The 21085-nt window shown below is 64.3% G+C and carries 22 protein-coding genes and 1 tRNA gene; 16 read left to right on the forward strand and 7 right to left on the reverse strand.

The annotated features are described in order from the left end of the window. Positions 1–2 precede the first annotated feature (2 nt). From ACI2KG_RS04150 to gspD, 8 genes are read left to right on the forward strand one after another with little or no spacing between them, the layout of a single operon-like run. Entirely contained in the window at positions 3–443 is a 441-nt protein-coding gene (locus ACI2KG_RS04150; protein ID WP_404660898.1) for a Tfp pilus assembly protein FimT/FimU, read from the forward strand. After that, positions 440–802, forward strand: a complete 363-nt coding sequence (locus ACI2KG_RS04155; protein ID WP_404660899.1) for a prepilin-type N-terminal cleavage/methylation domain-containing protein — start codon at positions 440–442, stop codon at positions 800–802. Before ACI2KG_RS04150 ends, ACI2KG_RS04155 begins: the two co-directional genes overlap by 4 nt. Next, the gene (locus tag ACI2KG_RS04160; protein WP_404660900.1) at positions 799–1407 is read left to right on the forward strand and encodes a type II secretion system protein GspJ; all 609 of its coding nucleotides are present in this window, start codon (positions 799–801) and stop codon (positions 1405–1407) included. The genes ACI2KG_RS04155 and ACI2KG_RS04160 overlap by 4 nt, the downstream gene beginning before the upstream one ends. Then, positions 1404–2117: a type II secretion system minor pseudopilin GspK gene (locus ACI2KG_RS04165; protein WP_404660901.1), complete on the forward strand. Its 714-nt coding sequence runs from the start codon at positions 1404–1406 to the stop codon at positions 2115–2117. The genes ACI2KG_RS04160 and ACI2KG_RS04165 overlap by 4 nt, the downstream gene beginning before the upstream one ends. Continuing rightward, the gene (locus ACI2KG_RS04170) at positions 2114–3157 is read left to right on the forward strand and encodes a PilN domain-containing protein (protein ID WP_404660902.1); all 1044 of its coding nucleotides are present in this window, start codon (positions 2114–2116) and stop codon (positions 3155–3157) included. Before ACI2KG_RS04165 ends, ACI2KG_RS04170 begins: the two co-directional genes overlap by 4 nt. Further along, positions 3138–3752: a type II secretion system protein GspM gene (gspM, locus tag ACI2KG_RS04175; RefSeq protein WP_404660903.1), complete on the forward strand. Its 615-nt coding sequence runs from the start codon at positions 3138–3140 to the stop codon at positions 3750–3752. Before ACI2KG_RS04170 ends, gspM begins: the two co-directional genes overlap by 20 nt. Further along, positions 3749–4261, forward strand: a complete 513-nt coding sequence (locus ACI2KG_RS04180; protein ID WP_404660904.1) for a hypothetical protein — start codon at positions 3749–3751, stop codon at positions 4259–4261. The genes gspM and ACI2KG_RS04180 overlap by 4 nt, the downstream gene beginning before the upstream one ends. A gap of 2 nt (positions 4262–4263) precedes the next feature. Next, a complete protein-coding gene (gspD, locus tag ACI2KG_RS04185; RefSeq protein ID WP_404660905.1) occupies positions 4264–6492 on the forward strand; it encodes a type II secretion system secretin GspD in 2229 nt (742 codons plus the stop codon). A 330-nt stretch (positions 6493–6822) separates the two neighbouring features. Here the strand turns inward: gspD and ACI2KG_RS04190 are convergent. Next, positions 6823–6910: transfer RNA gene (locus ACI2KG_RS04190), tRNA-Ser, on the reverse strand. 134 nt (positions 6911–7044) lie between these two features. Between ACI2KG_RS04190 and ACI2KG_RS04195 the strand changes: the two genes are divergently transcribed. From ACI2KG_RS04195 to ACI2KG_RS04230, 8 genes are all read left to right on the forward strand, one after another. Beyond that, on the forward strand, positions 7045–7716 hold the full coding sequence (locus ACI2KG_RS04195; RefSeq protein WP_003251184.1) for a Bax inhibitor-1/YccA family protein: 672 nt from the start codon (positions 7045–7047) through the stop codon (positions 7714–7716). 337 nt (positions 7717–8053) lie between these two features. Next, positions 8054–9433 carry a nucleobase:cation symporter-2 family protein gene (locus tag ACI2KG_RS04200; protein ID WP_404660906.1) on the forward strand — a complete coding sequence of 460 codons (1380 nt, stop codon included), beginning with the start codon at positions 8054–8056 and terminating at the stop codon, positions 9431–9433. Positions 9434–9759: 326 nt separating this feature from the next. After that, positions 9760–10152 carry a sulfurtransferase complex subunit TusD gene (gene tusD / locus ACI2KG_RS04205; protein ID WP_110676046.1) on the forward strand — a complete coding sequence of 131 codons (393 nt, stop codon included), beginning with the start codon at positions 9760–9762 and terminating at the stop codon, positions 10150–10152. A 1-nt stretch (position 10153) separates the two neighbouring features. Then, positions 10154–10513, forward strand: coding sequence for a sulfurtransferase complex subunit TusC (gene tusC, locus ACI2KG_RS04210; protein WP_404660907.1), 360 nt, complete (start codon positions 10154–10156; stop codon positions 10511–10513). After that, the gene (gene tusB, locus ACI2KG_RS04215) at positions 10513–10809 is read left to right on the forward strand and encodes a sulfurtransferase complex subunit TusB (RefSeq protein ID WP_201204185.1); all 297 of its coding nucleotides are present in this window, start codon (positions 10513–10515) and stop codon (positions 10807–10809) included. The genes tusC and tusB overlap by 1 nt, the downstream gene beginning before the upstream one ends. After that, entirely contained in the window at positions 10806–11141 is a 336-nt protein-coding gene (locus ACI2KG_RS04220) for a TusE/DsrC/DsvC family sulfur relay protein (RefSeq protein WP_404660908.1), read from the forward strand. The genes tusB and ACI2KG_RS04220 overlap by 4 nt, the downstream gene beginning before the upstream one ends. Positions 11142–11152: 11 nt before the next feature. Continuing rightward, entirely contained in the window at positions 11153–12154 is a 1002-nt protein-coding gene (locus ACI2KG_RS04225; protein ID WP_404660959.1) for a glycosyl transferase family protein, read from the forward strand. A 94-nt stretch (positions 12155–12248) separates the two neighbouring features. Next, positions 12249–13208 carry a glutathione S-transferase family protein gene (locus ACI2KG_RS04230; protein WP_404660909.1) on the forward strand — a complete coding sequence of 320 codons (960 nt, stop codon included), beginning with the start codon at positions 12249–12251 and terminating at the stop codon, positions 13206–13208. A gap of 152 nt (positions 13209–13360) precedes the next feature. On the opposite strand, the gene cysG is transcribed toward ACI2KG_RS04230, so the two are convergent. The 6 genes from cysG to ACI2KG_RS04260 form a co-directional block, all read right to left on the reverse strand. After that, positions 13361–14752 carry a siroheme synthase CysG gene (gene cysG, locus ACI2KG_RS04235; RefSeq protein WP_404660910.1) on the reverse strand — a complete coding sequence of 464 codons (1392 nt, stop codon included), beginning with the start codon at positions 14750–14752 and terminating at the stop codon, positions 13361–13363. Continuing rightward, positions 14753–16033 carry a serine--tRNA ligase gene (serS, locus tag ACI2KG_RS04240; protein ID WP_404660911.1) on the reverse strand — a complete coding sequence of 427 codons (1281 nt, stop codon included), beginning with the start codon at positions 16031–16033 and terminating at the stop codon, positions 14753–14755. Positions 16034–16063: 30 nt separating this feature from the next. Further along, positions 16064–16438 carry a fluoride efflux transporter CrcB gene (gene crcB, locus ACI2KG_RS04245; protein WP_016711494.1) on the reverse strand — a complete coding sequence of 125 codons (375 nt, stop codon included), beginning with the start codon at positions 16436–16438 and terminating at the stop codon, positions 16064–16066. After that, positions 16435–17760, reverse strand: a complete 1326-nt coding sequence (locus ACI2KG_RS04250; RefSeq protein WP_201204176.1) for a replication-associated recombination protein A — start codon at positions 17758–17760, stop codon at positions 16435–16437. Before ACI2KG_RS04250 ends, crcB begins: the two co-directional genes overlap by 4 nt. A 12-nt stretch (positions 17761–17772) precedes the next feature. Further along, positions 17773–18396, reverse strand: coding sequence for an outer membrane lipoprotein chaperone LolA (lolA, locus tag ACI2KG_RS04255; RefSeq protein WP_003251209.1), 624 nt, complete (start codon positions 18394–18396; stop codon positions 17773–17775). 62 nt (positions 18397–18458) lie between these two features. Further along, on the reverse strand, positions 18459–21026 hold the full coding sequence (locus ACI2KG_RS04260) for a DNA translocase FtsK 4TM domain-containing protein (RefSeq protein WP_404660912.1): 2568 nt from the start codon (positions 21024–21026) through the stop codon (positions 18459–18461). Positions 21027–21085 lie beyond the last annotated feature (59 nt).

The raw sequence follows: 21085 nt of genomic DNA on the forward strand, positions 1-21085 counted from the left end.
CCATGGGCACGCTGCGGCGCCACCAGCGTGGTTTTACGCTGTTAGAACTGTTGCTGGTGATCGTGCTGGTGAGCGTGGCCACATCAATTTTAGTGGTCGGCGTCGGCCGCGGCCTGCACAGCGCCCAAGAACGGAGTGCGCTTTCGAACATGGTCAGCGCCCTGCGCAGTGCACGCATGCAGGCCATCGGCAGTGGCCTGCCGGTGCGTGCCCGCTTCGACCTGCCGCAGCGCCAGGTCTTGATGGCCGGGCATGCACCCGCACGCTGGCCTGAAGATTTCACCGTACGCCTGAACACTGCCGAAGGCCTGGACGCCGCATTCGAGTTCTACCCTGATGGCGCAGCCAGCGGCGGCAACATCCAGATTGCCCGTGGCAAGCGGCACTGGCGCATCGATATCGGCTGGCTGACAGGCCGCGTCACGCTGAAGGCACTGCCATGAAACGCCAGCATGGCTTCACCCTGCTGGAAATGCTTGCCGCCATCGCCCTGCTGGTGATCGCCGCATCGATCCTGCTCGGCGCCTTTGCCCAGAGCGGGCGCTCGCTGCAACAGGTGGCGCGTGCCGACCGACACAACAGTGCCGCACGCTCGCTGATCGACGACTTCGACCTAGGCACGCTCGAACCCGGTCAGCAGCAGGGTCGCTGGCAAGGCCTGCCGTGGACACTGCAGGTGAGCCAGGCCACAGCAGCGCCAGGGCGCGTCCTCCTGTACCGGCTCGACCTGACACTGGGTGAAGGCCGTCACGCCTCGCACTACAGTACCTTGCGCGCCCGCACCTCAGGGACCGGACAATGAAGCGCCAGGCCGGCTTCACGCTGCTGGAGATACTGGTGGTGATCACCTTGCTGGGCCTGTTGCTGGGCCTGGTCGGCAGCGCCCTGGTGGCCTCGACCCGTGCCGTGGCCAAGGCCCAGCGCTACAGCGACAACCTGGACGAACGCCGCGCTGCACAGCGCTTTTTGCGCCAGTCCTTGAGCCAGGTGCTGCCGCTGACCGGGCGCACGGCCGAAGGCCAGCACACCAGCGCCTTCGAAGGCGCCGCTGACAGCGTGCTGTTTTATGCGCCCCTGCCAAGCTCGGTAGGCGGCGGGCTGTATCGCCAGCGCCTGCGGGTGCGCGGCCAGCATCTGGAAATGCAAATGGCCAAGCTCGATGGCCGTCAGTTGCAAGCCTGGGGCGAGCCACAGCGGCTGCTGGATGGCGTCGAAGCGCTGAGCTTGCAGTACCGCGGCTACACCCCGCTGGGCAAGGCGACTGGCTGGCTGGCGCAATGGCCCTGGCCTGAGCGGGTGCCGCGAGCGGTACGGGTCGACCTGCGCCTGTACGGCGGCCAGCAGGCCTGGCCCACCTTGCAGGTGAACCTGGTGCTGGACCTGTCCGGCGACGGAGGGCGGCCGTGAAGCGCCAGCGCGGTGCCGCGCTGCTGCTGGCGTTGTGGGTGATCGGGCTGCTGAGCGTGCTGCTCGGTAGCCTGGCCGTGGCCGTGCAATTGCAACAGCGCCGGGCCCACTGGCAAGGCCAGCAGGCCCAGGCCGCGCTGGCCGCCCAGGCGGGCCTGGAGCTTGCCGTGACCAACCTGCTAAGCCGCGATACCCAGCGCTGGCGGCCCGATGGCCTGCTGCATGTCGAGCACTTCGCCGGCAGCATTCTGCGCATCAGGGTGAGCAGCGAACGCGGCAAGCTCGACCTCAACGCGGCCCCGGTCGCATCGCTTGAACGGCTGCTACGTGCCAGTGGTGCCAGCAGCGGGCGGGCCAAAACCATCACCCACGCTTTAAGGACGAGGCGCAACAAGGTACCCCTGCGAATGCTCGAAGAATTTCGCCAACTGCCCGGCATGGACTATGCGCTGTACCAGCGCGCGCTGCCGTCGATAACCGTGTGGTCCGGCACGGCCGAGCCCGATCCAAGCCTGGTCGTGCCGCAACTGGCCCACGCGCTCGGCCTGCGCCCAGGCAACGGCCAGGTCGCCGACGCCGGGCAAATCCTCAACGTCTTCAGCGAGGCGACCCTGGCGGGCGGCTTTGCCGCGCATGTACAGGCCACCTTCGTCCTGCTGCCGGGTTACGCCGGCGGCAAACCCTATCGCGTATTGCGGTGGCAGGAATGACGCCTCTGGCGAATCGCTGCACGGCAGCGCTCGCCGGCTACCGGCACGCCTGCGCCGCAGGTTGGCAGCAGAGCCTCGCCAGGCGCTGGCTGCTAGCCTGGCGCACGGAGCTGACCGGGCTGTTGCCGGCCGCCGTGGCCGAACGCCTCGGCCAGCGCGCTGCGCCGCAGCAGGTGGGCTGGCCGTTGCCAGCCGACCTTCAACCTGGCTATCCCGCCGTGCTCGTGCTCGATCCCCGGCAAGTGCTGGCGCAGCGCATCAGCCTGCCGCTGGCCGCCACCCGCAACCTACGGGAAGTGTTGAGCTACGAGATTGACAAGTACACCCCTTATACCGCCGAGCAGGTGCACTTCGTCGCCCGCGTGTTGCGCCAGCAGCCACCGAACGCCGAGGTCGAGCTGGTGGCCATCGCCCGCCAGCGCCTTGAAGCCCTGCTCGCGGCGTGCCGTGAACGCAGCCTGCCGCTGCTGGCCATCGACGTTCAGGGCAGCGATGGCCAGCGCCTGAGCCTAGACCTGCTGCCGGCCGGCAGCGATACCGGTCTGGCCCGCCCGTCCCGCCTCGATCAAGGCTTATGCCTGGGTCTGGCGGCCTGCTGCTTGCTCTTGGCCGGCGTATTCATCGACCAGCGCCAAGGGCTGGTGACGGCCATGCAGCAGGAGGTCGCCAGCCAGCGCCAGGCCGTACAGCACATCGAACAACTGCGCCAGGCCCTCGACAGCAGCGTCGGCGCCGCCACGTACCTGGCCAATCGCAAGGCCGCCCAGCCCACCGTGACGGCGCTGCTGGCAGACCTCAGCGCCTGCCTGGGCGATGACACCTGGGTCGAGCAGCTGGAGGTCCATGAGGCCGGCGAGGTGACGTTCTCCGGGCAGAGCGCGCGCAGCAGCGCCATGATCGCCCAGCTCAAAGCCTGTGAGACCCTGGAGCAAGCCCAGTTTCAGGGTGTGATCCTGCCAGACAAGGCTACCGGTCAGGAGCGATTTTCGATCAGCGCCCAGCTCAAGCGGGAGGTGCCTCATGCGCCCGCTCAACCCTAGGGAACGCAAGATCATCGCGCTGGGCGTGCTCGGCGTGCTGCTCGGGGCCGGCTGGTACCTGTTCGTCGACAGCCTGTTGCTGGCCCCGCTGCGCGACCTCGACGAGCAGGCGCAGACCCTGCGTGAACAGCAACGCCGCTATGCCAGCCTGATGCTTCAGCAGCCGCAGCTGGAAGCGCGCCTCAAGCAGGCCCGTAACGACCCAGCGCAACGCAGCAGCCTGCTACCAGGTGACGACCCCAATGCCGTGGCGGCCGACCTCATGCAGTACGCCGTGGAGCAGGTACGCCGCCAAGCCTCGACCGGCGCCGGCTGCGAGGTGACCCAGCGCATGCCGATTGCCCCTGCCGAAAGCGATGAGACCCTGGCCGAGCCGTATCGGCCGGTCAAGGTCAGCCTGACCTTGGCCTGCGCCATCGAACCGCTGACCGCGCTGCTGCACGCCTTGGAATACGGCCAGCCGAGCCTGTTTATCGACCAGCTGAGCATCCGCCGCGGCAGCTCCGCCCCAGCACAAGGCCCGGCCGGGCGCCTGGAAGTGCACCTGCTGATTCGCGGTTACCTGCAGGCAACCGGTCAAGGAGGCCGGCCATGAAGGCACAGACCCTGCGCCTGGCTCTGCTGACTGCCAACGTCACGCTGCTGGCTGGCGCTGCCTGGCTGTTCGCAACGCCCGCCCAGCCGCACTGGCTGGAACCGCAAGCACACGCGAGCAACGCAGCTGCCAAGCCGCCCGTGCACCTGGTCGAGCCCGCCAAGGCACAGCTGGCAGCCGTGTGGCATCACCCGCTGTTCAGCCCAGGCCGCCAGCCCGATGCCCAAAGCCCTCTGGGAGAGGCTCCGGCCCTGGCCAGGATGACCCTGAGTGGCGTGTTGCTCGACGGCGAAAACCGCTTCGCCTACCTGCGCGAAGGCCGCCAGCCGGCGACCAAGGTTACCCTGGGCAGCACCCTGGCCAGTGGCTGGACCCTGAGCCAGCTCGGCGCCACCAGCGCCACCTTCACCCGCGCCGGGCAAAGCCACACGCTCAGCATGCCGTTGCTGCGCCTGCCACCGCCCTCCACCGCTCCCGCCATCACTCTTCCGCCTGCGACGACACCATGACCATGCCGCTTTCCCCTCGTTTCCCCCTCCTTGCACTGCGGGCGCCCTTGTTGAGCCTGGGTGTCGCCGTCACACTCGCCGGCTGCGCCCTGCCCCGGCAAGACCTGCACGGTGACCCGGCGCTGCTGGAGCAAGCCCTCGACGGTGCCGGTGCCCCCGCCCCAGCGAGCCAACCGGACGATACGCCGCGTGCGCCAGCGGCGAGCGCCGCGCCTACTCGGCAAATCATCCAGGGCAACCAGCGCTTCACCCGCACTGCCAGCCGGCCGGCAGCCCCTGCCGCCAGCGAACAGGGTGATATCGTCTTCAACTTCACCGACCAGCCGATCGAGGCGGTGATCAACAGCGTGATGGGCGACCTGTTGCATGAGAACTACAGCATCAGCCAGGGCGTAAAAGGTAGCGTCAGCTTCTCCACCTCCAAACCGGTGAACAAGAAGCAGGCCCTATCGATTCTGGAAACCCTGCTGTCCTGGACCGACAACGCCATGATCCGCCAGGGCGATCGGTACGTGATCCTCCCTGCGGACAAGGCCGTCGCCGGCAAGTTGGTCCCGGAAATCGCCGTGGCGCAGCCCCCCGGCGGCCTGGCTGCGCGCCTGTACAACCTGCGCTATATCGGCGCCAGCGAAATGCAGAAGTTGCTGCAACCGTTCGTGCGTGACAATGCCTTCCTGCTGGTGGACCCCGCGCGCAACGTCATCAGCCTGGCCGGCACCCCGGAGGAGCTGGCCAACTACCAGGACACCATCGACACCTTCGACGTCGACTGGCTCAAGGGCATGTCGATCGGTGTGTACGGCCTGCAGCGCGCCTCGGTGGCCGAGCTGATGCCGCAATTGCAAAAGCTGTTCGGCCCGGACAGCGGCATGCCATTGTCGGATATGGTCAAGTTCATGCCCAATGAGCGCACCAACTCTATCGTCGCCATCTCGTCGCAGCCACAATACCTGCAGGAGGTTGGCGACTGGATCCGCACCATCGACGAAGGCGGCGGCAATGAGCCGCAGCTGTTCGTCTATGACGTACGCAACATAAAGGCTGCCGACTTGGCGCGCTACCTGCGCCAGATCTACGGCTCGGGCAAGGTCAGCGACGACACGCCGGCCAAGGTAGCACCGGGGCTGAAGACCACCAGCCTGACCTCACTGAACGGCACCGGCAGCCAAGGCCTGAACAGCAGCGGCATGACCGCACGGGCGGACCAGACCGAGGATGAGCAGAGCGAAGCCTACGACGAGCCTTCAGAACAAGGCAGCGAGGGCGAAACGGGCAGCGCGTCCAACGAAGCGGGCGAAGGCAATGCCAAGAGCCTGGAAGAATCCGTGCGCATCACTGCGCAAAAAAGTAGCAACCAGTTGTTGGTGCGTACCCGTCCGGCGCAATGGAAGGAGATCGAAGCCGCGATCAAACGCCTCGACAGCCCACCGCTGCAGGTGCAGATCGAAACCCGCATTCTCGAAGTCAAGCTCACCGGTGACCTCGACCAAGGCGTGCAGTGGTACCTGGGCCGCCTGGCAGGCAACTCCTCCAGCACCACCGTGGCCAACGAAAGCGGCAGCCAAGGGGCCTTGGGCGCCGGTGGCGTGGCGCTGGGCAGCAGCTCGATGTTCTACTCGTTCGTCAGCAACAACCTGCAGGTCGCCTTGCGCGCCCTGGAAACCCGCGGCCTGACCCAGGTGCTGTCGGCGCCTTCGCTGGTGGTACTGAACAACCAGCAGGCGCAAATCCAGGTCGGCGACAACATCCCTATCAGCCAGACCACCGTCAACACCAGCAACTCCGACACCACCCTGAGCAGCGTGGAATACGTGCAGACCGGGGTCATTCTCGACGTGGTGCCGCGCATCAACCCCGGTGGTCTGGTGTACATGGACATCCAGCAGCAGGTCAGCGACGCCGATGACAGCGCAGTCACCACCACCCAGCCCAACCCACGTATCTCCAGCCGCGCGGTATCGACCCAGGTGGCGGTGCAAAGCGGCCAGACGGTGCTGCTTGGCGGCCTGATCAAACAGGACAACACCCAATCGGACACCCGCGTGCCAGGGCTGTCGCGCATTCCCGGGCTGGGCTGGCTGTTTGGCAGTAGCTCCAAGAGCCGCGACCGTACCGAGCTGATCGTGCTGATCACCCCCAAGGTGGTAAACAACCCTGAGCAGGCACGCCAAGTCACAACGGACTATCGCCAGCAGATGCAACTGCTTAAAAGGCAGATAACTGAAAAATAGTGATCACACCGCCAACGGCTCACGCTGCGTGGGGGTGGGAGCTTTGGGAAAGCTGGCCTCACAACACGCCACACCACTAAGTCAGCTACCAGGCAAGGAATGCTCGGTAGCTGCCTAATGAACCATCAGGCTTAGCCGTACCGTGCCGATCTTGCCCTTCCCCTGCTGCTTAATCTCAAGTCAGGTGGGCTTGGGGCTTTAGGTCAGCATGTGTACCACTGTCCGCACAGCACCACAGAAAGCCGACCTAAAAATAGACGAACAGAAGGGGGACTGGTGTACCTCAAAAACGAAAAAACCCGTCTAGGACGGGCTTTTTCGTTATAAATATGGCGGAAGCGTAGAGATTCGAACTCTAGGATAGTTGCCCATCGACGGTTTTCAAGACCGTTGCCTTAAACCACTCGGCCACGCTTCCAGCTTGTTTTGCGGCCGCCATCATACCGTAATGAAACACGCTGTCAAACTCTCTGTGTCGCGGGTTGCAGGAGCTCTGATAGACTCCTAGCATCTGAACGTTCGAAACCACAGGTTTACCCAAGGAGTGTCGCCATGCGCGAACAGGATTACGCCGTACACCACGGCCAGCAGGTCGAGCAGCAGGAGATCAGCAAGGTCCTGCGCAACACGTACAGCCTGCTGGCACTTACCCTCGCCTTCAGCGGTGTCATGGCCTTCGTTGCCCAGCAGATGCGCGTTGGCTACCCGAACGTGTTCGTGGTGCTGATCGGCTTCTACGGGCTGTTCTTCCTTACCAACAAACTGCGTGATTCGGCCTGGGGCCTGGTGTCTACCTTTGCCCTCACCGGCTTTATGGGCTTCATCCTCGGCCCGATCCTCAACCGTTACCTGGGTATGGCCGGTGGCGCTGAAGTGGTCAGCTCGGCGTTTGCCATGACGGCGCTGGTGTTTGGTGGTCTGTCGGCTTACGTACTGATTACCCGAAAGGACATGAGCTTCCTCAGTGGCTTCATCACTGCTGGCTTCTTTGTTCTGCTGGGTGCGGTCGTGGCCAGCTTCTTCTTCCAGATCAGCGGCCTGCAACTGGCGATCAGCGCGGGCTTCGTGCTGTTCTCGTCGGTGTGCATCCTGTTCCAGACCAGCGCGATCATTCATGGTGGCGAGCGCAACTACATCATGGCGACCATCAGCCTGTATGTGTCGATCTACAACCTGTTTGTCAGCTTGCTGCAGCTGTTTGGCATCATGGGTCGTGATGACTGATTGACTGGTATGTGAGAAAGCCCGCTTCGGCGGGCTTTTTTGTGGGTGTTGGAAATGGGGTGGAGTTGCGGGGTGTTCGCCTTGAGGGGGGCAGCGCCTGTGAGACCGAGCGCCGCCCGCGATGCGCCGCGCGGGCGGCGCTCGATTTCCGCCCCACCTCAAAACCCTAGCCAGGCACCTGTCAGCCCCCTTGACAACCACACCCCTAAACACTGACTTAAAAGTCAAAAAATAAGGCAAATGGTCGTCGATCGTGCCGCTATCGTGCTTTTCTCTACCCCTATCTGCCATCACCCCGTAGAATGCGCTCCTTTTTCTACCGGGGCAGCTTTCAGCAATGAGCTCACACGAACACAGCCCAGGCGCGGCGGCGCCTGCCAATGAATTGGTGCTTGGCCTTGAGGACAAGCCTCGGCTGTTGATCGGCCTGCTGGCTGCCCTGCAGCACCTGCTGGCGATCATTGTGCCAATCGTTACCCCTGGCCTGCTGATCTGCCAGGCGCTGGGCGTTTCGGCACGGGACACCAACCTGATCGTTTCCATGTCGCTGGTGATCTCGGGCATCGCCACCTTTGTGCAATGCAAACGCTTCGGGCCGTTTGGCGCCGGGCTGCTGATTGTGCAGGGCACCAGCTTCAACTTTGTCGGGCCGCTGATTGCCGGCGGTGCGCTGATGGTCAAGCAAGGCACGCCGGTTGAGGGCGTGATGGCGGCCATCTTTGGTGTGGTGATCGCCGGCTCGTTCGTCGAAATGGGCGTGTCGCGCATCCTGCCCTTCGTCAAACGCCTGATCACCCCGCTGGTGACCGGCATCGTTGTGCTGATGATCGGCCTGACCCTGATCAAGGTTGGCCTGATCAGCATGGGTGGCGGTTTTGGCGCCATGGCCAATGGCACCTTCGCCAATGGCGACAACCTGCTGTTGTCGGGTGTGGTGCTGGCTATTATCGTGATCCTCAACCGTATTCCGGTGGTGTGGATGCGCAGCTGTGCCATCGTCATTGCCTTGGCGGTCGGCTATGCGCTGGCGGGTTACATGGGCCGCCTGGACTTCACCGGCATGCATGAAGCCGCGCTGTTCCAGGTGCCGACGCCGCTGCACTTCGGCCTGAGCTTCTCGTGGGCGCTGTTCATTCCGATGCTGGTGATCTACCTGGTGACGTCGCTGGAAGCCATTGGTGACGTGACCGCCACCAGCAAGGTGTCGCGCCAGCCCGTCGAAGGCCCGGTGTGGATGCAGCGGATCAAGGGTGGCGTGCTGGTCAACGGCGCCAACTCACTGTTGGCGGGCTTGTTCAACACCTTCCCGAGCTCGATCTTTGCGCAGAACAACGGGGTGATTCAGCTGACCGGTATCGCCAGCCGACACATTGGTATGTGGATTGCCGTGATGCTGGTGCTGCTGGGGCTGTTCCCGAGTGTTGCCGGGGTGATTCAGGCGGTGCCGGAGCCGGTGCTGGGTGGTGCGGCCATGGTCATGTTTGGCGCGGTTGCGGCTTCGGGGATCAATATTCTGGCCAGTACTCGGCTGGATCGTCGGGCTTTGCTGATTATCTCTGTTTCCCTGGCCTTGGGCCTGGGGGTGGCGCAGGTGCCGGAGTTCCTGGCGCATATGCCGGCGGCGATTCGCAATGTGCTGGAGTCGGGGGTGGCTACCGGGGGGATTTGTGCGCTGGTGCTGAACTGGTTCTTGCCGGAGGGTAAGGCGCAGGCTTGAGGGCTATTTTCTTCTGGTAGGGACATGGGGCCGCTATGCGGCCCATCGCAGGCAAGCCAGCTCCTACACCGACCGTGTGAACTTCAGGCATTGCGCTATCCCTGTAGGAGCGGCCTTGTGTCGCGATTAGGCCGCAAGGCGGCCCCGGCAATTGCTGCTGCGAAGCTGAAAACCTGGGGCCGCTACGCGCCCCGATCGCGACACAAGGCCGCTCCTACAAGGGACCGCGCCAGCTTGACAGCTCAATAGAAGCCCGCGCCCGCATGCACAAGCGGGCGCGGGCTTTTTTGCTTTATCATGGCGGTATTCCTTTGCATGAGTGACCCATGAAATTCGCTATCGCGGTGTTCTCCCCGGCCCATGCGCCCTCCTCGCGACGCGCCTTGCGCTATGCCGAGGCGGTGCTGGCCGGCGGGCATGAGATTGCCCGGCTGTTTTTCTATCAGGACGGGGTGCACAGTGCCTCGGCCAATGTGGTCGCGCCCCAGGATGAAGTGGACGTGGCCGCGCAGTGGCGTGCCTTTATCGAGACCCACCAGCTGGACGCCGTGGTGTGCATCGCTGCCGCCCTGCGCCGTGGCGTGCTCGATGAGGCCGAGGCCAACCGTTACCAGCGCCCCGCCGTAAACCTGCCCAAGCCGTGGGAGCTGTCCGGCCTGGGGCAACTGCATGAGGCCGCGCAAGTGGCCGATCGCCTTGTCTGCTTTGGAGGCGACTGAAATGGCCAAATCCTTATTGATCATCAGCCGTCAGGCGCCGTGGAACGGCCCATCGGCCCGCGAAGCGCTGGACATCGCCCTGGCCGGCGGCGCGTTCGACCTGCCGCTGGGCATGCTGTTCCTCGACGATGGGGTGTTCCAGCTCGCCCCAGACCAGCAACCTAGCGCCGTGCAACAGAAGAATTTGGCCGCCAACCTGCAGGCGCTGCCGATGTTCGGCGTCGAGGAACTGTTCGCCTGCAACCACAGCCTTTTCCGCCGTGGCCTGGCCGCCGACAGCCTGGCGTTGCCGGTTCAAGTGCTGGATGACGCGGCACTGACCGCACTGATCGCCCGTTTCGACCAGGTGGTAACGCTCTGATGACGACCCTGCACGTAATTGCCCACTCCCCGTTCGGCGACGAGCGCCTGGCCAGCTGCCTGCGCTTGCTTGGCGCGGATGACGCCCTGCTGCTGTGTGGTGATGCGGTGTACGCCCTGCGCAGCGGCAGCGAAGCGTACCGCCAACTGCAAGCCGCCAGCCTGGCCCAGCGCCTGTTCGCCCTGGACGAAGACCTGCAAGCCCGCGCGGTCGGCAACGACCTGGCCAAGGCCGTGGACTACGCCGGGTTCGTTGAGCTGTCGCTGCATTACGACAAGGTTAACAGCTGGCTATGAATACCCTCACCGTTGACGATCAGGCGATCGCCCTGGACAAGGACGGCTTTCTGGTCGACCTAGAAGACTGGTCCCACGCCGCCGCCGAGGCCCTGGCCGAGCGCGAGGGCTTAGCGCTGACGGCGGACCACTGGGAAATCCTCGAACTGCTGCGCCAGTTCTACCAGGAGTACCAGCTGTCCCCGGCCACCCGCCCGCTGATCAAGTACACCGCCCTGAAGCTGGGCCCGGACAAGGGCAACAGCCCGCACCTGAACCGCCTGTTCAATGGCACCCCCGCCAAACTTGCCGCTAAGCTGGCGGGCCTGCCCAAGCCGACCAATTGCATATGACCCAGCCACCCTTGAATGAAGCTCGCCCGCTTACCCTGGAAACCCCGGCCGAACACCCGTTCGCCGAATTCGTGCGCATTCTTGGCAAAGGCAAGCGCGGCGCGCGTGGCCTGACCCGCGAAGAAGCGCGCGCAGCCATGACCTTGCTGCTGGAAGGCAAGGTCGAGGACACCCAGCTCGGTGCCTTCCTGATGTTGCTGCGGCACAAGGAAGAAAGCGCCGAAGAGCTGGCAGGCTTCACCGAGGCCCTGCGCACCCACCTGCAGGCGCCGCGCATTGCCGTGGACCTCGACTGGCCAACCTACGCCGGCAAGAAGCGCCACCTGCCCTGGTACCTGCTTGCCGCCAAGTGCCTGGCTGGCAATGGCGTGCGCATCCTGATGCACGGCGGCGGCGCACACACGGCCGGGCGCCTGTACACCGAGCAGTTGCTCGACCTGTTGCAGATCCCGCTATGCCGCGACTGGGCTGCGGTCGGCAATGCGCTGGACCAGCAGCACTTGGCGTTCTTCCCGCTGCACGACTGGGCGCCGCAACTGCAGCGCATGATCGACCTGCGCAACACCTTGGGCCTGCGCTCACCGATCCACTCGCTGGCCCGGGTGCTCAACCCGCTGGGCGCGCGCTGTGGCCTGCAGAGCATCTTCCACCCGGGTTACCAGGCAGTACACCGCGAGGCCAGCCGCCTGCTCGGCGACCATGCCGTGGTGATCAAGGGCGATGGCGGCGAGATCGAGGTCAACCCGGATGTCATCAGCCACCTCTACGGCACCACCGCAGGGGAAGCATGGGATGAGGAATGGCCGGCGCTGAGCGAACGCCGCCATGTCAAACCGCCTAGCCTGCAACCCGAGCACTTGCTGGCGTTCTGGCGTGGCGAAGTGGAAGACAGCTACGGCGAGAAGGCCTTGTTTGCCACCATGGCGTTGGCGCTGCGCGGCCTGGGGCAGGACCGTGAGCAGGCGTTCGCGACCGCGCAAGGCTATTGGAATACCCGAAACCAATCGGTTTAACCGATCATACCACCCCGATCTTTGCGCTATTTGTTCGAACGATTTGGCCTAGACTGGGCTCCAACGACAAACAACTTTGTTTCTGGAGCTCACCATGGGCCTTTTGATCGACGGCCGCTGGCATGACCAGTGGTATGAAAACGGCAAGGACGGCACGTTCAAACGCGAAAACGCCCAGCGCCGCAACCAGTTGCCCGCACCTGAAGCCGGCCGCTACCACCTGTATGTGTCGCTGGCCTGTCCATGGGCCCACCGCACCCTTATCTTGCGCGCCCTCAAAGGCCTGGAACCGTTGATCGATGTATCGGTGGTCAGCTGGCTGATGCAGGACCATGGCTGGACCTTCGACCCGCAGCAAGGCTCCAGCGGCGATCACCTCGATGGCCTGCAGTTCCTGCACCAGCGCTACACCCAGGACGACCCGCACTACACCGGCCGCGTGACTGTACCGGTGCTGTGGGACAAGAAAGAGAAGCGCATCGTCAATAATGAGTCGTCGGAGATCATCCGCATCTTCAACAGCGCGTTCAACGAGCTGACCGGCAATACGCTTGACCTTTACCCAGAGCCGCTGCGCCCGACCATCGAAGCGCTGAACGAGCGTATTTATCCGGCGGTGAACAACGGCGTGTACCGGGCGGGCTTTGCTACCACGCAAGACGCTTATGAAGCAGCGTTCGATGAAGTGTTCAACGAGCTGGATTATCTGGAAGACTTGCTAGGCCGTAATCGCTACCTGGCGGGTGAATACCTGACCGAGGCCGATGTGCGCCTGTTCACCACCTTGGTGCGCTTCGATGCGGTGTATCACGGGCACTTCAAGTGCAACCTGCGGCGCCTGAGCGATTACCACAACCTGTCGAACTGGTTGCGTGAGCTGTATCAGTGGCCGGGGGTGGCGGGGACTGTGGAGATGGAGCATATCCAGAAGCACTATTACATGAGCCATAAGACCATCAACCCGAATGGGATCGTGCCTAAGGGACCTTTGCAGGACTTCAACCAGCCGCATGATCGGGAGCGGTTGGTGGGTAAGGGGATTTGGCAGGGTTGAGATCGTTGGGGCTGCTTTGCAGCCCATCGCGACACAAGGCCGCTCCTACAAGGGACCGCGCAATACCTCGGCAAGCGCGATCTCTATGTAGGAGCGGCCTTGCCGGGGCGCCGGACCGGTCGGAAAGGGCCGCAAAGCGGCCCCCAACGATTTCAGCTGTTCTGCGAACCTTCAAACCAGGCCAGCTTGTCGCGCAGTTGCACCACTTCCCCGACAATCACCAGGGTTGGCGCATGCACTTCATGCTGGGCCACCAGCTCTGGCAAATCCGCCAGGGTACCGGTGAACACCCGCTGGTTACGCGTAGTACCCTGCTGCACCAAGGCCGCCGGAGTACTGGCTGCGCGCCCATAGCGAATCAGCTCGGCACAAATGGTCGGCAAACCCACCAACCCCATGTAGAACACCAACGTCTGCGCCGGCGCCACCAGGTCATTCCACGGCAGGTTGCTGGTGCCATCCTTCAGGTGGCCGGTGACGAAGCGAACCGACTGCGCATAATCGCGGTGGGTCAGCGGAATCCCGCCATAGGCGGAACAGCCACTGGCCGCGGTAATGCCCGGCACCACCTGGAACGGAATGCCATGCTCGGCCAGCTCTTCGATCTCTTCGCCACCCCGGCCGAAGATGAACGGGTCACCGCCCTTCAGGCGCAGCACGCGCTTGCCTTGCTGAGCGAGGTCGACCAGCAGGCGGTTGATCTGGTCCTGCGGCACGGCATGGTCAGCGCGGCGCTTGCCTACGTAGATGCGTTCGGCATCACGCCGGCACATGTCGATGATCGTCGGCGCCACCAGGCGGTCGTACAGCACCACATCGGCCTGCTGCATCAGGCGCAAGGCACGGAAGGTCAGCAAGTCCGGATCGCCCGGCCCCGCACCTACCAGATACACCTCACCCCCCTGCTGCACCGGCGCGCCGTCGACCATCGCCTGCAACAGGCGTTCGGCTTCGGCGCCCTGCCCGGCCAGTTGGCGCTCGGCAATCGGCCCCTGGAACACGGTTTCCCAGAAGCCGCGGCGCTGGTTGACGTCCGGGTACAAGGTTTTCACCTTGTGCCGAAAGCGCGCTGCCAGCCCGGCCAGCTCGCCGTAGGCGGACGGGATCCAGGCTTCCAGCTTGGCGCGAATCAAGCGCGCCAGGACCGGGGCGTCGCCGCCGCTGGACACCGCAATCACCAACGGTGAACGGTCGACGATCGCCGGGAAGATCACCGTGCACAAGGCCGGCGCATCCACCACGTTGACCGGCAGGCTGAGCGCCTGCGCATCGGCCGACACCTGGGCGTTCAGCCCAGGGTCGTCGGTCGCCGCGATCACCAGCCGGCAACCGACCAGGTCGGCGGCCTGATAGCCACGCACCAGCACCTCACCGCCACCTTCCCTGGCCAAGGCGGCCAACTGGCCGTCAACGTCCGGCGCCACCACGCGCAGCAGGCCGCCGGCATCGGCCAGCAGGCGCGCCTTGCGCAGGGCGATCTCACCGCCGCCGACGACCAGCACGCGGCCGCCCTGGAGCTTGTGGAACAGCGGCAGGTAATCCATTTAGCGGATGACCTCGACGCCGCCCATGTACGGCTTCAGCACTTCTGGCACCCGGATCGAACCGTCGGCCTGCTGGTAGTTCTCCAGCACGGCAACCAGGGTACGGCCTACCGCCAGGCCGGAGCCGTTCAGGGTGTGTACCAGCTCTGGCTTGCCGGTTTCCGGGTTGCGCCAGCGGGCCTGCATGCGGCGCGCCTGGAAGTCGCCGCAGTTGGAGCACGAGCTGATCTCGCGGTACTTGTCCTGGCTCGGCACCCACACTTCCAGGTCGTAGGTTTTCACCGCGCCAAAGCCCATGTCGCCAGTGCACAGGGCCAGTACGCGGTACGGCAGCTCCAGCAGCTGCAGCACGCGCTCGGCGTTGGCGGTCAGGCCTTCCAGGGCTTCCATCGACTTGGCCGGCTCGACCACCTGCACCATCTCGACCTTGTCGAACTGGTGCTGGCGGATCATGCCGCGGGTGTCACGGCCAGAAGCACCGGCTTCGCTGCGGAAGCACGGGGTGTGGGCAACCAGTTTCAGCGGCAACTGCTTGGCATCGAGGATTTCCCCGGCCACCAGGTTGGTCAGCGACACTTCGGCAGTCGGGATCAGGTAGAAGTCAGCCTCGCCTTCGCGGGTGATCTTGAACAGGTCCTCCTCGAACTTCGGCAACTGGCCGGTGCCCTGCAGGGCCGGGGCCTGCACCAGGTACGGGGTGTAGTGCTCCTCGTAGCCGTGCTCGCCGGTGTGCAGGTTGATCATGAACTGCGCCAGGGCGCGGTGCAGGCGGGCGATCGGCCCACGCAGCACGGCAAAGCGCGCGCCAGACAGCTTGGCCGCGGCTTCGAAATCCAGGCCACCGCTGACTTCGCCAAGGGCAACGTGGTCCTTGATGTCAAAGTCGAACGCTTTAGGCGTACCCCAGCGGCGCACTTCGACGTTGTCGTCTTCGCTGGCACCGACCGGTACGCTGGCGTCCGGCAGGTTGGGGATGGTCAGCAGGATGCCGTCCAGCTCGGCCTGGATCTCGTCCAGTTCGGCCTTGCCGGCAGCCAGTTCGTTAGCCATGCGCTCGACGTCGGCCATCAGCGGCGCGATGTCTTCGCCCTTGGCCTTGGCCTGGCCGATGGACTTGGAACGGGCATTACGCTCGGCCTGCAGTTGTTCGGTGCGGGTCTGCACCGCCTTGCGGCGCTCTTCCAGTGATTCGATGCGCGCGACATCCAGGCTGAAGCCACGGGAGGCCAGGCGTTCCGCCACTTCCTGAAGTTGGCCGCGTAACAGTTTGGAATCGAGCATATCGTTCTCTCGTTATGTGTTGGTGTTGGTTCAGAATCGGGTCAGGGACAGGCCGGCCCAGGTTGCAAGCAGCCCGCCCACCACGCTGATACTGGTATAGCCCAAGGCCAGGGGCACTTGCCCGCTTTCCATCAGGCGCACGGTATCGAGCGAGAAGGAGGAAAAGGTTGTCAGGCCGCCAAGGAAGCCGACAATCAGGCCGGCGCGCAACTCGACGGGCGCCAGAGGCTTGTGCAAGAACAGGCCATAGAGCAGGCCGATCAGCAGGCAGCCAACCAGGTTGACCGCCAGCGTACCGGCATAGAAGTGCCGTGGCCAGTGCGCCGCGACCCAGTTGGCGGTCGCAAAGCGCAACAAGGTGCCGGCGATACCGCCAGCGCTGACGGCGGCAATCAATGCAATCACGGTTTTCTCCGCTGGCGGGGGCTGTTGCGGTCGAGCTCGGCCAGGTGGCGCAGCTTCTCGCCAATCTTCAGTTCCAGGCCTCGCGGCACCGGCTGGTAGTACTGGCGCGGCTCAAGCTGATCGGGGAAATAGTCTTCACCGGCGGCATAGGCGTCGGGTTCGTCGTGGGCATAGCGGTACTCGTCGCCGTAGCCCAGTTGTTTCATCAGTTTGGTCGGCGCATTGCGCAGATGCAGCGGCACTTCCAGCGAGCCATGCTCGGCGGCTTCGCGCAGGGCGGTCTTGAACCCCATGTACACCGCGTTGCTCTTCGGCGCGCAGGCCAGGTAGGTGATGGCCTGGGCCACCGCCAGCTCGCCCTCGGGGCTACCCAGGCGCTCCTGCACATCCCACGCCGCCAGGCACAGGCTGAGCGCGCGCGGGTCGGCGTTGCCGATGTCTTCGCTGGCCATGCGCACCACACGCCGGGCTATGTACAGCGGGTCGCAGCCGCCATCGAGCATGCGCGCGAACCAGTACAAGGCGCCATCGGGATTGGAGCCGCGCACCGACTTGTGCAGCGCGGAAATCTGGTCGTAGAACGCCTCACCGCCCTTGTCGAAACGGCGGCGGCTGTCGCCGAGCAGGCTTTGCAGCATCTCGACGTCGATCTCGCTGCCGTCTTCGGCCAGGTCCGAGGCGTTTTCGAGGAAGTTGAGCATGCGCCGGCCGTCACCGTCGGCGGCGGCCATCAGCATCTTGAAGGCTTCATCGCCGACCCGCAGGTTGCGCTTGCCCAGGCCACGCTCTTCGCTGAGCGCGCGGTTGACCAGCTTGCGCAGCGCAGGCTCGTCGAGGCTCTTGAGTACGTACACCCGTGCCCGCGACAGCAGCGCGTTGTTCAGCTCGAAGGACGGGTTTTCGGTGGTGGCGCCGATGAACAGGAGCGTGCCGTCTTCCACGTAGGGCAAAAAGGCGTCCTGCTGCGACTTGTTGAAGCGGTGTACTTCATCGACGAACAGGATGGTGCGGCGGCCATACTGGCCAGCCTGTTGCTTGGCCACCTCGACCGCCTGGCGAATCTCCTTGACCCCGGCCAGCACCGCCGACACGGTTTCGAAGTGCGCATCACAGAACTGCGCCAGCAGCCGCGCCAGGGTGGTCTTGCCCACCCCGGGCGGGCCCCAGAAGATCATCGAATGCAGCGCACCCTGCTCCAGTGCCTCGCGCAGCGGTTTGCCGCGCGCCAGCAGGTGCTCCTGACCGACGTATTCGTCCAGGTTGGACGGGCGCAGGCGGGCGGCCAGGGGCTGGGCGACGGGTTCGCTTCGAAACAGGTCCATGACGGGCTCTGGTTACTCCTTGATCACGTCCGCACCCTTGGGGATGTCGAACTTGAACTTGCTGTCCGGCACCGCCTGGTTGGCCTTGACGCCGTTGAACAGGATGTTGGTGCGCTGGCCGACGCTGTCGATCAGCTGCATGTCATTGATCAGGCCTTTGCGGAACGACACGCGCAGCGAGTCGAACAGGGTGTCCTTGGTTTTCGGCTTGAGGGTGAAGTCCATTACTTCGCCCTGCTCCTTCGAGGCAATGTCGAAGCTCTGGCTGATCTTCGACACATCACCGGACAGCAGCAGCGCCGGGGTCTGGTTCAGGCGCACGTCGAGCTTCTTGATGGTGGCCTGTTCCAGGTCCGGGTCCCACAGGGTGACGTTCTTGCCGTCCGACACTACCACCTGCTCCTGTGGCGCATCGGTGTGCCAGTAGAACAGGCCCGGGCGCTTGACGGTCATCTTGCCCGAGGTTTCCTGCAGGCTGGTGCCGTCGGCACCCAAGGTCAGCTGGGAGAAGTTGGCCTCGATGGTCTGCGACTTTTCCAGCAACTGGGTCAGGCGTTGTACGTCTTGCTCACCGGCATAAGCGGTAACCGAGCCCAGGGTCAGGGCAGAAACCAACAGCATGCGAATCGCGCGCATGGGAATCCTCATTGAGCATTGAAAAGGCCGGGCGCCACCGTTGGCGCCCGGCAGGGTGTTCATCAGTCGCGCGGGCCGCCCGGGGCAATCACTTCCCGCGAGCCGTTGCTGTTCATCGGGGTCACAACGCCGGCCATTTCCATCGACTCGATCATCCGCGCAGCGCGGTTGTAGCCGATCTTCAGCTTGCGTTGCACGGCAGAAATGGAAGCACGGCGGCTTTCAAGCACGAACTGCACTGCTTCATCATACAGTGCGTCGGTTTCGGCATCGTCACCATCGCCACCACCGCCGCCGCCATCAAAGCCGCTGCCGGCCTCTTCGACGCCGTTGAGGATGTCGTCGTTGTAATCCGGGGCGCCGCGCAGCTTCCACGCCTCAACCGTGCGGTGCACTTCGTCGTCGGAGACGAACGCGCCGTGCACGCGGATCGGCAGGCTGGTGCCGGGCGGCATGTACAGCATGTCGCCATGGCCCAGCAGCTGCTCGGCGCCACCCTGATCGATGATGGTCCGTGAGTCGATCTTGCTGGATACCTGGAAGGCCATGCGGGTCGGGATGTTGGCCTTGATCAGGCCGGTGATCACGTCTACCGACGGGCGTTGGGTGGCGAGGATCAGGTGAATACCGGCCGCCCGCGCCTTCTGCGCGATACGGGCGATCAGCTCTTCGACCTTCTTGCCGACGATCATCATCATGTCGGCAAATTCGTCGACAATCACCACGATGGTCGGCAGGGTTTTCAGCGCCGGCGGCTCATCATCCATGCTTTCGCGACGGTACAGCGGGTCGTGAATGATCTCGCCGGCTTCTTCGGCATCCTTGATTTTGCGGTTGAAGCCGGCCAGGTTACGCACCCCCATGGCCGCCATCAGCTTGTAGCGCCGCTCCATCTCGGCCACGCTCCAGCGCAGTGCGTTGGCGGCGTCCTTCATGTCGGTGACCACCGGGCACAGCAAGTGCGGGATGCCTTCGTAGATCGACAGTTCGAGCATTTTCGGGTCGATCATGATCAGCCGCGCGTCTTCCGGGCCGGACTTGAACAGGATCGACAAGATCATGGCGTTGACACCTACCGACTTACCGGAACCGGTGGTACCGGCCACCAGCAGGTGAGGCATCTTGGCCAGGTCGGTGATGACCGGCTTGCCGCCGATATCGTGGCCCAGGGCCAGGGCGACGGGCGACTTGGATTCATCGAACTGCGGCGACGACAACACTTCGGAGAACCGCACCATCTGCCGGTTCTCGTTGGGGATCTCGATACCCACGGTGGTCTTGCCGGGGATGACTTCGACCACGCGCACGCTGGTTACCGCCAGGGAGCGTGCCAGGTCCTTGGCCAGGTTGGCGATGCGGCTGACCTTGACGCCAGCGGCCGGCTGGATTTCGTAACGGGTAATCACCGGGCCCGGGTGGATCGAGTCCACCGTCACTTCCACACCGAATTCCTTGAGCTTGATTTCCAGCAGTTGGCCGACACCGGCCAGGGACTCTGGCGAGTACTCGATCTTTTTCTGCTCGGCCGGGTCGAGGATGGAAATCGACGGCAAGGTGCCTTCCACGGCGCTGTCGATGAACAACGGCGCCTGTTTCTCTTTCATCACCCGCTTGCTCGGCTCTGGCGCCTTGTCGGCAACCGGCGGCACGATCATCGGGGTAGCAGGCTGCACACGGGCCACCGCTGTTTCGCGTGGCACGACCGGTTCACGGGCGAGGGTTGGCTCGCGCGGCGGCACCACAGGCTCGCGGCCGAGGGTTGGCTCACGGGGTTCAGCCACCGGGGCCGGCGCCTCTTCACGCTTGAAAATACGCTCGCGCAACGCCGGCTTGGCCGGCTCGCGCTTCTCGGCGGCCATGGGTGCAGCCTTGACCACCGGCTCATCCTCGCGCAGCTGTGCCTCGAGGCGCTTGCGCTCGTTGCGGGCTTCCCACCAGCGGTTGGCCGCGCCCTGCACCAGTTCGAACAGGTCGAGGGTAATCTTGCCGGTCAGGTCCATCACCTTGAACCACGACAGGTCGGTGAACACGGTCAGGCCGAACAGGAACAAGGCAATGAACATCAAGGTGCTGCCCTGCACGTTCAGCAGGTTGCGCGCCAGGTCGCCCAGGCTTTCACCCAGCGCGCCACCGGCGGAGAACGGCAGGCTGGCCGGGGGGTGGAAGTGGATATGCGCCAGCGCAGCGCCCGACAGCACCAGGAACACCAGGCCGATCAGCCGCCAGGAGAACAGCCAGCCGCTCCAGTCCCATGGCTGGTGGCGCTGGCGGAAGATCTGCCAGGTCTTCACCGCCAGCAACAGCGGGAAGATATAGGCGAAGTAGCCCAGCACCATGAACAGGATGTCGGCAAAGTAGGCGCCGGCACGCCCGGCGGCGTTCTGCACCTGGTCGACGGTCGCGGTGTGGCTGAAGCCCGGGTCGGACGTGTCGTAGGTCAGCAGCGCCATCCACAAGTACAGGCACAGGGCGCCGACTGCGATCAACGCACCTTCCTTGAGGCGATAGTGCAGCTGCTGCCGCCACAGGGGCACGGGCAAGGGAGCTGGGGTTGCGGTGGATTTCTTCAAAACGCGTCTATTCCTGCGCGTGCTGCGCGTCCAATAGTGATCGGCCGGCGGTGCGGCCAATGAACCACTACTTTTAACATTACTGCCCGCCCACTGCCATGACGGCACGCCGTAAGGCG

Origin of the sequence: Pseudomonas sp. NPDC089407 (assembly GCF_044900445.1) — a bacterium.
Classification (GTDB): Bacteria; Pseudomonadota; Gammaproteobacteria; order Pseudomonadales; family Pseudomonadaceae; genus Aquipseudomonas.